This window comes from Clostridium zeae (assembly GCF_017312485.1).
Taxonomy (GTDB): Bacteria; Bacillota; Clostridia; order Clostridiales; family Clostridiaceae; genus Clostridium_AR; species Clostridium_AR zeae.
This window is the reverse complement of record NZ_BMBA01000001.1, coordinates 1,287,291-1,301,279: the sequence shown is the minus strand read 5'-3', so window position 1 is coordinate 1,301,279 and position 13,989 is coordinate 1,287,291. Positions and strand designations below refer to the sequence as shown.

Here is a 13,989-nt window from a genome sequence, read left to right as displayed (position 1 = left end):
ATCCGATGCTTTAATGAGCTACGCAAAGAATTAATATGATTTTGTCATATTCCATGGCTAAAACTGTAAACTCACTACGTTCGAACAGTACAGTTTATTAACGCCATTCCATCTGAAAAAATCATTTAATTCTAATAGCTTGCTCATATAGCATCTCCTGAATAACAAATTAATTTCAACGATACTCTTAAACATAAGCATAATAATATAAAATAAATATATTGTTATTTGCCACTGTGGATTTTATAATATAAATAAAGTATATGGAAAAAGGTGATGTTATGGCTAGTAACTATATTAAGTTTTATACCTTTTTTGACATTTTAAGTAAACACAGTGATGATAAGAACATGCTATCTATGAAAAAAATATTACTGATGATGGAAGAACGAACCGGAGATAAGATTGACAGAAGGACTATATATGAGTACATAAAAAATTTAAAAGAACTAGGTTATGACATAAGTGACTATTCAGAAAACAAGAGAGGGTATTTTTTGAAGCAGGCGGTGTTTAGTTCGAACGATACTGCTAAGAAATTTACTGATTATAGAAAACAAATTAAAACTGATATCACAATTGAATTTCATAATGACCTGAAGCCTGAACTTATAAGTGAGTTTAAAGAAAATATTGATTTAATTAGAGAAGCAGATACAACATTTTTAGCTGTAGTTCATATGGTATATGATGAATCTGCTATTGGATGGATATTAAGCTTTGGTAGCAAAGCAAAAGTTGTGGAACCACCTGAATTAAAATATGCAATCAAAGAAGAGATTAATAAGTTAAATGACATATATTCCTAAGAAAATATAAAGCACCATCAGAGATTAAGGTTTAATTGCTCTGATAGTGCTTTTATTGTTTCGTGTTAAAGTAACATGTTGAAATTAAGTGGTTATCAAGCCTATGCTTTAATGAGCCTACGCAAAGAATTAATATGATTTTGTCATATCTATAAAAATAAAATACCTACACCAACTATTGTAATTAAAGCACCTATTACTTCTTTTACAGTAGTTTTTTCTTTAAAAATTACAATTGAAGCAGGTATAATCAATATCCTTGAAATGGATGTTATGGTTGAAGAAATCCCCGTTGTAGTATATTGTACTGATAAAAGGGATAGTGAAACTCCTAAAAATGGGCCAAATAATGAACCTATTGTTATGTTTCTCATAGCAGTGGTATCCTTACAGGCTTTAAAAAGGTTCTTCCATCCTTTTGCAAAAGTTATAACTATGCCGAAACCTATTATAGCAGCAATTATACGTATTTGAGTGGCAGCAAAAGGATCGTAGTTTCCCATTCCGAATTTGCTAAAAATCAAACCAAATGCTTGTCCGAAAGCTCCTATAAGTGCGTATATTAATCCTTTTATAGGATGAGAAAGCTTGATTTTTTTCTCGCCTGAATCTTTAACTAAAATAACTAAAGCGATACCGCCTAAAGTTATGAACATACCAAGTAAATCCTTTAAAGACAAGGTTTCACCTAAAATTAGAAAACCTGCTAAAGCTGATATTGGTGGAACTGTGGCCATAATTAAAGTTGATAATCTAGAACCTATTTCTACATACGCTTGAAATAAAAAGAGATCACCAATAACAAATCCTATAAGTCCAGAAACAAAAAGCCATGTCCAATTCTGTAAAGAAGCATCGAAAGGTAGAAACATACCTCTAGTAACTAAAGTATAGATACCAATAAAAATGAACGCCAATATTAATCTTATGTAATTTACAGATAGAGATCCTACCTTCTTGCCAGCTGTTTCAAAAGCTATTGGTGAAACAGTCCAACATACAGCTGTGGCTAAAGCTGCTATTTCTCCTATGTTTGAATGAAACAAATTGCCCACCTCCGAAGTTGATAAAAAATTTTTCACGTACAACCTATATTAACACAGTATCACGGTAAATTGCTATATCAATTTATAAATTTGTGTCACTAAGAGTTAGAAAACATAAGCTAATATAGAGAAATATTAAGGAGAACAAAATGAATAAATTTCAAAGAGCTTTTAATCGTTTATTCAATAGACAAATTCAACCAAAGATAGTTGAGGTGAACTACAAATGGGCAACTCCATTACAATTTACAATGAAGCCTCAGATGTTGGTGTATCATCATACTGTAGAGCTTGGTAAAACACCTCAGGAAATACATCAATTACATGTAAATAGAGGGTGGGCTGGAATAGGCTATCACTTCTATATAAGAAAAGATGGGACAATTTATAGAGGAAGACCTGAAAATGCAGTTGGATCTCATGCACCGGGATTTAATAATATAGCGTTAGGAATAGCTTTTGAAGGAAATTTTATGGTAGAAAAACCAACACAGCAACAAATAGATTCTGCTATAATATTATCTAAATACTTAGTGAAGAAGTACGGAATTAAGGATCTTAGAAGGCATAAAGATGTGAAACCAACCACTGAGTGCCCAGGAGTTAACTTCCCATTTGATTATATTAAATCACAGGTTTTAGGGGGAGGCAGCAGAGCCTTATAGATATATGTAGATTTGTGAGAAGTACACAAATTTAATAAACTATATCATTGAAACAATGTTCAGTGATATAGTTTTATTTTTTATTCTTATGTCAAAAAGTAGCTTTAGCAATTTTTTTGACATAAGAGCAATAAATTACTTTTTCTTATGGACTACATTCTTAGTTGTAGATTTTTTCTTTTTATTAGGATTAGATTGATAATTATCATGCTTAAGCTCTTTTGCTTCATCTAACTCTAATATTTCTCCTTTATAGATGGCCTTTTGTGACATCTTGATATTGAAGGTGCTTTCAAATTTATGTATTGTTGGTAGTTCTCTATCGGTAACTATTGAAAGAGCAGTTCCGCTTTGACCAGCTCTACCAGTTCTACCTACTCTATGTAAGTACTCTTTAGGATCCTCTGGGAGGTCTAAATTAAAGATATGAGTAACACCCTTTACATCAAGTCCTCTGGCAGCGATATCTGAAGCTACTAATACTTGATATTTACCACTTCTAAAGCCTTCTAAAGCCTTTTTTCTTTCTTCCTTAGTGCTAGTTCCATATATTCCATAAGCTTTTACTTTGTGAAACTGAAGCTTTAGTGTAGTGTCTTCTGTTTCTTCACTTTTGTTTATAAAGACAATTGCTTTTTTCGTACCGGAAGCATGGATTAATTTTCTAAGCACTTCCATCTTATCTCTACGCTCGGTTACTACAAATAGGTGATCTATAGTGGAACTTACGCTATTATCCTCATCTAACTTAATTAGTACAGGGTCCTTCATTATTTCCTTTGCTACCTTTTCACTTTCTGGAGTTATGGTAGCTGAGAAGATCATTATTTGTCTATCTCTAAGTGTAGACTTAATTATATCTTTTACTGGAGCGATATTATTATCATTTAATAATCTGTCTCCCTCGTCTATAACTATGGTTTTAACTGTATGGGCACTTATTTTTTTTAGCTTAATTAGCTCCAATACTCTACCAGGAGTACCTACAATTATATGTGGTTTAACTTTTAAGTTTTCTATCTGTCTTTTTATATTAACTTCACCAATTATAGAAGTTGAGCTTACTGGTAAAGTGGAATTTGTAGCTAGAAGTTTTATCTCTCTATCTATCTGCATTACTAGTTCATGAGTAGGGGCCAATATAACTGCCTGCATTTCTCTTTTTGAAGAATCTATTTTGTTAAATATAGGTAGTAAATAGGCTAAGGTTTTTCCACTTCCAGTTTGTGATTTACCTATAATATCCTTGTTTTCTAAAGCAATAGGAATAACCTTTTCTTGAATTTCAGTAGGGGTTGATATTTGTGACTTCGCTAATCCCTCAATAAGAGTTACAGGAAGTAATAGTTTTTCGAATGAGCTCACAATAATAATCTCCTTTATTATACGATTTAAATATGAAGTGGTACATCCATATTTAATTATTAATCATAGATATACAGTTAATAAGTATAGTAAAAAAACTTGCATAAGTCTATACATAGTATAGTAATTTGTCAAATATAAGTTTTTTTATTCTTTTAAAATTTATAATTTACTTAAATATGTACATAAGTATGCGTAATAGTCTTAAAACATAGAAGCTGTTAAACAATCGTCTAGAAATTAAGTGGTCATTTATCCGATGCCTTAATGAGCTTATGCAAAGAATAAAAAAACCACTGGTAATATTAAAATATCAGTCCAGTGGTTAATACTCTAAATTATTATTTTAGTTCTTGAAGCTATGGATTGGTGCAGGTATTCTACCGCCTCTTTTTATAAAATCTTCAGAAGAATATTTGCTTACAGCCATTATTGGAGCAGTTCCTAGAAGTCCTCCAAATTCAACTTCATCACCTAAAGTTTTTCCGTATACAGGGATGATTCTTACCCCAGTAGTCTTGTTGTTTATAACTCCTATAGCAGCTTCATCAGCTATTATACCTGAAATTGTAGAAGCAGGAGTATCTCCTGGTATAGCAACCATGTCAAGTCCAACAGAACATACACAAGTCATTGCTTCTAATTTTTCTAAGCTTAAAGAACCGTTCTTTACTGCTGCTATCATACCTTCATCTTCGCTTATAGGAATGAAAGCACCACTTAATCCACCTACATGGTAAGAAGCCATTACGCCTCCTTTTTTAACTGCATCGTTTAGCATAGCTAGTGCAGCAGTTGTTCCGTGGCAACCACAGCTCTCTAATCCCATTTCTTCTAATATTCTTGCAACTGAATCACCAACAGCTGGAGTAGGCGCTAATGATAAATCGATGATACCAAAAGGAGTATCTAATCTTCTTGAAGCTTCATGTGCGATAAGCTGACCAGCTCTTGTTATCTTGAAAGCAGTTTTCTTAATTGTTTCTGCCAAAACATCGAAGGATTCACCTCTAACTGACTCTAAAGCTGCCTTAACAACTCCTGGACCACTGATACCTAAATTTATTATTGCTTCTGCTTCTCCTACACCGTGATATGCTCCTGCCATAAATGGATTGTCATCAACTGCATTTGCAAATACAACTAGTTTAGCGCATCCGATAGAATCTCTATCTCTTGTTAAATATGCAGCTTGCTTTATTATTTCTCCCATATGTGCAACTGCATCCATATTTATTCCAGATTTAGTACAGCCAACATTTATAGAAGCACACACTTTGTCAGTAACTGCTAGAGCTTCTGGGATAGAATCAATCAGTATTCTATCACCTTTAGAATAACCTTTCTGAACTAGAGCAGAAAAACCACCGATAAAGTTTACTCCAACTTCTTTTGCAGCTTTATCAAGAATTTTAGCATATTCTACATAGTTAGTATCACTAGAACTTTGGGCTACCAATGATATGGGTGTAACTGCTATTCTCTTATTTATAATAGGAATACCGAATTCAGCCTCAAGCTGATTTCCTACTTTAACAAGATTTTCAGCTCTCTTAGTGATTTTATCATATATAAGTTGTCTTGATATCTTTCCATCGCTATGACAACAATCTAAAAGAGAAATTCCCATAGTTATAGTTCTAATATCAAGTTTTTCTTTTTCAATCATGTTTATGGTTTCAAGTATGTTTTGAGTATTTATCAAAATTAATTCCTCCAGTACGATGATATTTAGTTTTTTAGATAGTATGCATTGAGTTGAAAAGAGCTTCTTGTTGAATTCTTATTGATACATCTAAGTTAGTTCCTAAAGTATCTAAAGCGATTTTTAGCTCTGCGAAATCTATAGTTGCTTTTGAAAGATCAGCAAGCATTATCATTGTGAAGAAGCCGTCGAGTAAAGTTTGAGTTATATCTAAAACATTTACGTTACTTTCTTTTAATACAGAAGTAACCTCATATATTATTCCTACTTTATCCTTTCCTATAACAGTTATTAGTGATCTCATAGAATCATCTCTCCTTAATAATTTTATTTTGTAATAATTACATGTTTTATGTATTGGAAATAAAAGAGTCGCTGAATCTAGAAAAGTAACTAAAATTGGTATGTATCTAGATCCTATATAGTAAAAAAGAGCCTAATAATAGTATTAGCCTCTGAAGATCGAATATTAAAAAGGATTATACATGAAAAAATGCATAAACTTTTTTAATGCTCTGTCCTTTTACCTGAGAGTTTCGCCATGAAAATGGTTTTCCCCTTCGGTGCTCAAAAAAGAGTCTCTCCAGAGTTCCGTCCAATAGCGGTTTAAAATATATCCCGCCACCTTCAACCGGAATTATTAAATTAATAAAATTATATCATAAATATTTATATTTTCAATAAGTAAAACTAATTTATATTAATTATTGACTAAATACTACCTAAAGTGCTACGATTTATGTGATTTTATGCTTTATATTATAGATAGTCGATTATAAAGATGAAACCCTTCAATCCTTGAACTCAAAATACAGATTTAGATGAAACTACAAATCTTTATTTTGATAGATTTAAATATGAAGTAGTGTATCTATAGTTGAATAATTATAAAATGGACTATCAATATAAGATGAGGAATTTATTAAATAAGCTTAATAAGAATAAGGAAGTATGGTTTATGATAAGTATATGTATAGCATTAATAGTTGATTTTATTTTAGGAGATCCATATTGGTTTCCTCATCCGGTAAGATTTATAGGTAAATACATAAGCATGTTTCAAAATTTAATAAAGAAGATGAACCTAAAAGATATGGCTTTAAAGGTTGCAGGAATTGTTTTAACTTTAACAACAGTATGTTTATGTTTTGGAGTGACCTATTTTGTACTTAAGATAAGCAAGAGTATTTCAATTTATTTATATATAGTATTCAATATATTTATAATGTGGACAACTATCGCAGCAAAGTGTTTAGCAAGTGAAGGACTTAAAATATACAAGATACTAAAGCAAGGAAACATAGTTGAAGCAAGAAAGCAACTTTCTTATATAGTTGGAAGAGATACGGAAAATCTAAATGAGCAACAGATTGCAAAAGCAGTGATAGAGACAATCTCAGAAAATTGTTCTGATGGCATAATAGCTCCTTTATTTTATATGTTTATAGGGGGAGCACCTTTGGCCATGGCCTATAAAGCTGTAAATACTTTGGATTCAATGGTTGGATATAAAGAAGGAATGTTTTTAAACTTTGGATGGGCGTCTGCTAAATTTGATGATATTGTGAATTTTATACCAGCTAGAATAACAGGAATAATGATGGTGATTGCTGCATTTATATTATCATATGATTATAAAAATAGTGCGAAAGTATTTATGAAAGATAGAAAAAAGCACTCAAGTCCTAACTCCGCTCATCCAGAAGCTGCTGTAGCTGGAGCATTAGGAATTGAACTAGGTGGAACCAACTATTATTTTGGTAAACCGGTGAAAAAACCTACTATTGGAGTCAATAAAAAAGACTTACAAGTTGATTATATAAAAGATTCGATTAAACTAATGTATGGCTCTTATATATTATCAACTGCAGCATTTTTTATAATAAAAGGAGTGATTTTAGGTGGAATATCATGGTGGTAATATATATGAACATAATAAAACTATAATTGATTTTAGCAGCAATATAAATCCATTAGGTGTGCCTCAGTGCTTTAAACATGCATTGCTTGAAGGGATTGCAGACTTCACAGTTTATCCAGATAGAGAGTATAAAAAGTTAAGACAAAATATTGCAAGATATATTGGAAATGTATCTATTGAAGATATAATACCTGGTAATGGTGCTGTAGACATAATATATAGGGCTTTGGAAGCAATTGAATACAAGAATCTATATATATCAAGACCAACCTTCTCTGAATATAAGAGGGCAGGGGAAAAGGCAAAAATGGTGGTAAAAGAAATTAATATATATGAGCAAGAGTATGAAGGGTTAAGCTTAGAATGCTTAATCGAAAATATTGAGGAACAATCTGTTGTTCTATTATGCAACCCTAATAACCCAACTGGTACTTTAATAGAGAAAACAGAGTTTTTAGAACTACTGAAAAGTCTTCAAAAAACTAAGTCGTTTCTTATAATAGATGAGGCTTTTATTGAGTTTGCACCAAAGTTTAAAGATGCATCTATGGTTGAATATATAAGCCAATATGATAATCTGCTTATAATAAGAGCTGCTACAAAGTTTTTTGGACTTCCAGGTATTAGACTTGGATACGGAGTCACTAGAAATATTGACCTCATAAAGAGTATTGAAAGAAATATGGAACCGTGGAGTGTAAATACAGCTGCAGAAATAGCTGCTAGTTGCATTTTCGATGATCAGGAGTATATAAATGCCACTTTGGATTGGATTGGCTCAGAAAGACGGTATTTATATGAAAAGCTTAGTAAACTTAATGGACTAAAGGTTTATACTTCAAGTTCAAATTTTCTATTTTTAGAGCTTTTAGATGAAAAGATGGATGCTTATGAGTTACAGAAAAAGCTTCTTGAATACAATATTTTGATAAGACTCCCGAAAGGTTTCAATGGAGTTAGTAGATATAACTTTAGAATTGCTATAAAAGATAGGATAAATAATGACATTTTAATTAATTCATTAAAAGAAATAATATAGGGCGCCTGAATCGAAACTTAATGTATACTTGTTCGAAAATTACGTGCATATGACTTTTAGCATATATAAATTAAAAGTTGAACTAAGAACTCTATAGAAGCAAATATTATATTGGTTACTTTATTATAGTAAATTATATAAAAATATTTGCTTTACTTTTGTGAGAAAAGAGATATAATGGATTATATGAATAAGTTGCTACTATGTACCAAACAATAGTTGTTATACATTTTAAAGTATTTATAAAACTATAGTTACAAGTTAAGGAGCAATTTTTATGAAATTATATAGTATTTAGGAGGCAAATAGAATGAGTGAGGCAATAAAAGTTTTATTAAACAGAAGAAGTACAAGAGTTTTTAAAGATGAACAAATCAAAGATGAAGAATTAGAGACAATATTAGAAGCAGGAAAATTCGCGCCAAGTGCTATAAATCAACAATCATGGCATTTTACTGTAATTCAAAATAAGGAAGTAATAGATTTACTTGCTGAAACATTTAAGGAAGTACTTTTAAACTCAGATCAAGAAGCAATGGTTAAGAGAGCTCAAAGTGCAAACTTTAAGCCATACTATAATGCACCAACACTTATAATAGTTTCAGGAGATAAGAATTCTGTAGCTCCAAAGGCTGATTGCGGTGCTGCAACTGAAAACTTATTGATTGCAGCAGAGGCAATAGGAATAGGGTCTTGCTGGCTTGGAAGCTCAGACTACATATTCAATTCACCTAAAGCAGCTGAGCTTAAAGAAAAATTAGGGATACCTGAAACACATGAACCATTATATTCAGCTATTTTTGGATATAAGGCTAATGACAACGCAAAAGCAGCTCCAAGAAAAGAAAATACAGTTAATTATATAAGATAAATAACAACATGCTGTTATTTTAGGAATTCGTAAAAAGACATATAAAACCATTTTTAAATGGGCTTATATGTCTTTTGTTTTTTATTTGAATTTTCCTTATTTTGATATAGTTACTTAAGGATAGTCTAAGTAAAAAGCATTACTAAATTCAGAGACTTTTTTATTAGTATAATACATCATTTGAAGTGGATTGCACTTAGGCATCGTAAACAGGTATAATCTAAGATATATATTTTTATTTGACTGAGGGTGATGAAGTGAATAAGACAATTGGACTACTGGCTCATGTTGATGCTGGAAAAACAACTTTTGCAGAGCAAGTATTATTCTCTACCAAAAGCATAAAAAATAGAGGAAGAGTGGATTATAAGAATTCCTTTTTAGACAATCATAGCATAGAAAAGGAAAGAGGCATAACCATATTCTCTGAACAAGCTAATTTTGAATATAATGGATCAAAGTATTATTTGTTAGATACTCCAGGACATATAGATTTTTCTCCTGAGATGGAAAGAGCTTTAAAAATCATGGATTATGCTATACTTATAATCAGTGCTGTGGAAGGTATCCAAGCCTATACGGAGACTTTATGGCATTTACTAAGAATGCATAAAATACCAACGTTTATCTTTATTAATAAAATAGATAGAGTTGGTTCTGATTTGGAAAAATTGATGTTTGAAATTAGAAAACAGTTTACAGTTGACATAATTTATTTTGATGAGTCACTTAGAACCGAAGGTTTAAAAGAGCAACAGATAGAATTTATTGCTGAGAGAGATGAGCGTCTACTGGAAGATTACCTTAATGATACATACACAGATGAAAGATGTGTTGATTCATTAAGGGGATTGATAAAGCAAAACAAGCTGTTTCCGGCGTTTAGTGGATCTGCCCTGCAAGATATTGGAGTTAAGGAGTTTTTAGATAACTTAGACTATTTAACTTATACTGATTATTCTGAGATAAATGAGTTTAGTGGTAGAGTGTATAAGGTTAAATATGATGAAAGAGGTAATCGAATAAGTTATATTAAAGCTACAGCTGGTGTTTTAAACGTAAAAGATCAAATTAAAGTCTCAGAGGAAGATATAGTTGAAAAGATAAATCAAATAAGAATTTATAATGGAAATAAATTTATAACAACTGATAAAGCTGTTGCTGGTGAAATAGTTGGAGTCACTGGACTAACAAGATTTAATGCCGGTGATGTAATAGGAGAAGTTGGTGAAAAATCCACTTATGATATGGTACCTACGCTTAAATCAAAGGTGATTTTTGATAAGACTCTAAATGAAAAGGAAGTATTGAGTTACTTTAGAATACTTGAAGATGAAGATCCTTCCTTGAACATAGTATGGGACGAAAGTTTAAAAGAGATACAAATACATGTTATGGGGACTATTCAGCTAGAAGTATTGAAAAAAGTAGTAGAAGAGAGATTTAAAATAGCTATAGAGTTTGGCCCTTGTGAAATTTTATATAAAGAAACTATCCAAGAAATAACTGTTGGATATGGACATTTTGAACCATTAAAGCATTATGCGGAAGTGCACATAAAATTAGAGCCGGGAGATAGAAACCAAGGAATAAAGTTTGAAAACTTATGTCATGCAGATGATTTGACAGTAGGACATCAAAATTTAATAAAAACTCATGTGTTTGAAAAAGATCATAAGGGGATACTTGTTGGGGCTCCCATTACTGACATAAAAATTTCGTTGCTTACTGGACGTGCTCATAACAAGCATACTAGTGGAGGAGATTTTAGAGAAGCTACACTAAGAGCATTAAGACAAGGTCTTGAAAAGGCAAATAGTAGAATACTTGAGCCTTATTATAGATTTAGAATTGAAGTTCAACTTGAACAATTGGGAAGAGTAATTTCTGATATGGAAAAGCTAAGTTCACAATGTGAACCCCCTGTAATTGAGGGGGATAAAGTAATTATATTTGGTAGAGGTCCTGTCTCTAAACTTATGAACTATGGAATGGAATTTATCAATATAAGTAGTGGAAGAGGTCGAATTAATTTTATTTTTGACGGGTATGATCTCTGTCATAACGAAGAAGAAGTAATAGCTAAAATTAAATATGATAAAAAAGCTGATATTGAGTATACTTCTTCATCGGTATTTTGCTCCAAGGGACAGAGTTTCATAGTTGATGGAAGTAAAGCAGAGAGTTATATGCACTGCTTACACTAATAAATTAAAAATTGAGAAACTAAAATCGTAAAGCTTAGTTTAGCGTGTAGTCACTCTATAAAAATATATAGAAAGGCTATGTAATGTAAATGAGATTATAAATATGATACGAATATGTAAGTGCACAATAGGCTGCTGACGTTATGTCAGTAGCTTTTTGTAATAAATATAACTTATGATATAACTGAATTAATTAAGCTAGATGCCTCTGCTTCAGATATATTTTTGATTAAAGATATTTCTCCAACTAATAGCTTTTTTGCAGTGTTTAACATTTGTTTTTCACTAGAATTAAGTGGCTTCTTGCTATTTAGTAGTAGTAAATCACGAACTACCTCTGAACCTTCTTTCAAATCACCACTTTTAACTTTTCTTAAGTTTGTTTGATATCTCTCTTTATAGTTAAGAGCATCATCTAATTGTGCATCATTAGTAGTAAAGCTTTGTAATACTAGTTCAAGTGTTTCCTCATCTGATATAGGTCTTATACCAGAAGTTGATATTTTATCTTTAGGAATCATAACCTGCATACTATTATTTACCATGTTTATTATAAAATAATTACACTTGACTTGAGAAATTTCTTTTTCCTCAACTCTGTCTATTATACCGGCACCTTGCATAGGATAAATAATTTTATCACCAATTTTAAACAACAGAACACCTCCATGTGAATAGTCTACTTAATTCATTATAATATATTAATGAAAAAATAGCAAATTTTAATGATATCACAAGATATGTGTATATGTCAATAATTTCCCTTAGGAAATTTTTAAAAAGAAAATTAATTATAAATTTATAGAAGAAGCCTATAAGCATGGGAGCTTATAGGCTTCTTCTATAAATTCAATTAATGAATAATCAGTTTATTTACTAATTTTTGGCGCGATAATTATGAACATATTTCTTCCTTCAAACTGAGCGGATTTTTCTACTACACCTAAATCCCCAATCTTGTTAATGAAGATTTCAAGAATCTTAGAGCCAGTGCCAGCAGTGTTATTTTGTCTTCCTCTAAATCTAACTGATACTTTTACTTTATTCCCACTAGATAAAAACTTTTTAGCATTATTACATTTTATATCTATGTCATGCTCTTCGATAGTAGGGCTTAATCTTACTTCTTTAAGTTCTACTATTTTCTGATTCTTTTTAGCTTCTTTTTGTTTCTTTGATTGCTCATATAAATGCTTGCTGTAATCCATTATTCTGCATACAGGTGGAACAGCAGTGGGAGAAATCATAACCAAATCAAGATTTTGTTCTCTTGCTAATCTTAAAGCGTCTTCGGTTTTCATAATCTGACTATTCTCACCAGACAATCTTATTTCCTTACTTCTTATATTTTCATTTAAATCTAAATTTTTATTAATATACAACACCTCCAAAATAATAAGCATTTAGCTCATTATTTAATAGTATAACTTTAATCCATTTTATGCAAGAATTAAATTGATTTCTTACATTATTTTTTCATTTATTTCTATTAATATTCAGTTTATATGAGCATAAAAAGATATTTATATCATTAAAGAACTTATATTGTCTGAAAATAAAATCATTTTTTAAATTAAATTCAGTAAAGAATTATAGTAAAGTGCTCGATATTTACAATATGTTATTTAGATAGGGAGTGTTTATTTTTGGCGAAAACAAAAATTGTTATAGTTGACGATTCACCATTTTCTCTAGCTATTATTAGAGAAATTATTGAGCAAATATCCAAAGGTATTTCAGTTGCAATAGGAATAATAGGTAAATACTCTGGAAGAATAATATTTGATATATCTTATGAGACCTCAGAAAATATTGCGAAAAAAGTATTAAAAAGAAAAGCTAAAATGAATGTTGGTTTTAAAAAGGAGGATGGAGAATGGATGTCAAATATATAAATCCTTTTCTTGATGCATTTTCTAATGTATTTCCTCAATTAGGCATTAATGAAATAAGGAAAGGCTCTGTGAGGGTAAAAGAAGCTTCAGTAGAAAGTCCTGGAGTAATAATTATTTTAGGAATAGTAGGCGATGTTAAAGGTAACGTCATATATACTACAACAATAGATGCAGCAAAAAGTATTGCTCAGATTATGATGATGGGAATGCCTGTGCCAGAATTAAACGAAATGGCACAAAGCGCTATTTCTGAGCTCACTAATATGCTTACAGCTAATGCATGTATTAGCTTTGAACGAGAAGGCATTCATATCGATATATCAACTCCTACACTAATGTATGGACAGTTCACAGCTAAAGCAAGTTCTAATAAAGTATTATGTATTGAAATGTTTGTTAATAATATGCCTTTTGAAGTAAATATATCTCTAGATAAAATATTGTAAAAGAAAAATAAAGTATTATA

The 13,989-nt window shown here is 30.9% G+C and carries 14 protein-coding genes and 1 riboswitch; of the genes, 8 read left to right on the top strand and 6 right to left on the bottom strand.

The genetic code is table 11. The annotated features are described in order from the left end of the window. The first annotated feature begins 281 nt into the window (after window positions 1–281). The gene (locus J3477_RS06045) at window positions 282–809 is read left to right on the top strand and encodes a WYL domain-containing transcriptional regulator (RefSeq protein WP_206868738.1); all 528 of its coding nucleotides are present in this window, start codon (window positions 282–284) and stop codon (window positions 807–809) included. Between the two features lie 149 nt (window positions 810–958). Here the strand turns inward: J3477_RS06045 and J3477_RS06040 are convergent, their stop codons facing one another. Then, window positions 959–1,864: a DMT family transporter gene (locus tag J3477_RS06040; RefSeq protein ID WP_228731251.1), complete on the bottom strand. Its 906-nt coding sequence runs from the start codon at window positions 1,862–1,864 to the stop codon at window positions 959–961. 140 nt (window positions 1,865–2,004) lie between these two features. On the opposite strand from J3477_RS06040, the gene J3477_RS06035 reads away from it, so the two are divergent. After that, complete coding sequence (locus J3477_RS06035; RefSeq protein ID WP_206868734.1) at window positions 2,005–2,520, top strand: peptidoglycan recognition protein family protein; 516 nt, start codon at window positions 2,005–2,007, stop codon at window positions 2,518–2,520. A gap of 135 nt (window positions 2,521–2,655) precedes the next feature. Here the strand turns inward: J3477_RS06035 and J3477_RS06030 are convergent, their stop codons facing one another. The 3 genes from J3477_RS06030 to J3477_RS06020 form a co-directional block, all read right to left on the bottom strand. Next, the gene (locus tag J3477_RS06030) at window positions 2,656–3,888 is read right to left on the bottom strand and encodes a DEAD/DEAH box helicase (RefSeq protein WP_206869677.1); all 1,233 of its coding nucleotides are present in this window, start codon (window positions 3,886–3,888) and stop codon (window positions 2,656–2,658) included. Window positions 3,889–4,231: 343 nt separating this feature from the next. Then, window positions 4,232–5,590, bottom strand: a complete 1,359-nt coding sequence (locus J3477_RS06025) for a PFL family protein (protein ID WP_206868732.1) — start codon at window positions 5,588–5,590, stop codon at window positions 4,232–4,234. Window positions 5,591–5,624: 34 nt separating this feature from the next. Continuing rightward, window positions 5,625–5,894, bottom strand: coding sequence for an ACT domain-containing protein (locus J3477_RS06020; RefSeq protein ID WP_206868730.1), 270 nt, complete (start codon window positions 5,892–5,894; stop codon window positions 5,625–5,627). Between the two features lie 201 nt (window positions 5,895–6,095). Next, a riboswitch (glycine riboswitch) is annotated at window positions 6,096–6,187 on the bottom strand. Between the two features lie 361 nt (window positions 6,188–6,548). On the opposite strand from J3477_RS06020, the gene J3477_RS06015 reads away from it, so the two are divergent. From J3477_RS06015 to J3477_RS06000, 4 genes are all read left to right on the top strand, one after another. After that, window positions 6,549–7,511: a cobalamin biosynthesis protein gene (locus tag J3477_RS06015; RefSeq protein ID WP_206868729.1), complete on the top strand. Its 963-nt coding sequence runs from the start codon at window positions 6,549–6,551 to the stop codon at window positions 7,509–7,511. Continuing rightward, the gene (locus tag J3477_RS06010; RefSeq protein ID WP_206868728.1) at window positions 7,492–8,550 is read left to right on the top strand and encodes a pyridoxal phosphate-dependent aminotransferase; all 1,059 of its coding nucleotides are present in this window, start codon (window positions 7,492–7,494) and stop codon (window positions 8,548–8,550) included. Before J3477_RS06015 ends, J3477_RS06010 begins: the two co-directional genes overlap by 20 nt. A 310-nt stretch (window positions 8,551–8,860) precedes the next feature. Continuing rightward, window positions 8,861–9,421 (top strand): nitroreductase family protein, encoded by a 561-nt coding sequence (locus J3477_RS06005; RefSeq protein ID WP_206868727.1) that lies wholly within the window; start codon window positions 8,861–8,863, stop codon window positions 9,419–9,421. A 257-nt stretch (window positions 9,422–9,678) separates the two neighbouring features. Next, on the top strand, window positions 9,679–11,628 hold the full coding sequence (locus J3477_RS06000) for a GTP-binding protein (RefSeq protein ID WP_206868726.1): 1,950 nt from the start codon (window positions 9,679–9,681) through the stop codon (window positions 11,626–11,628). 173 nt (window positions 11,629–11,801) lie between these two features. On the opposite strand, the gene J3477_RS05995 is transcribed toward J3477_RS06000, so the two are convergent. Together J3477_RS05995 and infC are read right to left on the bottom strand one after the other, a co-directional pair. Continuing rightward, window positions 11,802–12,284, bottom strand: a complete 483-nt coding sequence (locus J3477_RS05995; protein WP_206868725.1) for a CarD family transcriptional regulator — start codon at window positions 12,282–12,284, stop codon at window positions 11,802–11,804. Window positions 12,285–12,497: 213 nt separating this feature from the next. Next, window positions 12,498–13,031: a translation initiation factor IF-3 gene (infC, locus tag J3477_RS05990; RefSeq protein ID WP_371876570.1), complete on the bottom strand. Its 534-nt coding sequence runs from the start codon at window positions 13,029–13,031 to the stop codon at window positions 12,498–12,500. 243 nt (window positions 13,032–13,274) lie between these two features. On the opposite strand from infC, the gene J3477_RS05985 reads away from it, so the two are divergent. Then, window positions 13,275–13,523: a hypothetical protein gene (locus J3477_RS05985; RefSeq protein WP_206868724.1), complete on the top strand. Its 249-nt coding sequence runs from the start codon at window positions 13,275–13,277 to the stop codon at window positions 13,521–13,523. Next, window positions 13,505–13,969, top strand: a complete 465-nt coding sequence (locus J3477_RS05980; RefSeq protein WP_206868723.1) for a chemotaxis protein CheX — start codon at window positions 13,505–13,507, stop codon at window positions 13,967–13,969. The genes J3477_RS05985 and J3477_RS05980 overlap by 19 nt, the downstream gene beginning before the upstream one ends. Window positions 13,970–13,989: the final 20 nt, after the last annotated feature.

Bases quoted from the DNA above. Each gene is read 5' to 3' on its own strand.
- J3477_RS06020 (WP_206868730.1), bottom strand. From the start codon at position 5,894: ATGAGATCACTAATAACTGTTATAGGAAAGGATAAAGTAGGAATAATA.
- J3477_RS06035 (WP_206868734.1), top strand. From the start codon at position 2,005: ATGAATAAATTTCAAAGAGCTTTTAATCGTTTATTCAATAGACAAATT.
- J3477_RS05980 (WP_206868723.1), top strand. From the start codon at position 13,505: ATGGATGTCAAATATATAAATCCTTTTCTTGATGCATTTTCTAATGTA.
- J3477_RS06005 (WP_206868727.1), top strand. From the start codon at position 8,861: ATGAGTGAGGCAATAAAAGTTTTATTAAACAGAAGAAGTACAAGAGTT.
- J3477_RS06015 (WP_206868729.1), top strand. From the start codon at position 6,549: ATGATAAGTATATGTATAGCATTAATAGTTGATTTTATTTTAGGAGAT.
- J3477_RS06045 (WP_206868738.1), top strand. From the start codon at position 282: ATGGCTAGTAACTATATTAAGTTTTATACCTTTTTTGACATTTTAAGT.
- infC (WP_371876570.1), bottom strand. From the start codon at position 13,031: ATGCTTATTATTTTGGAGGTGTTGTATATTAATAAAAATTTAGATTTA.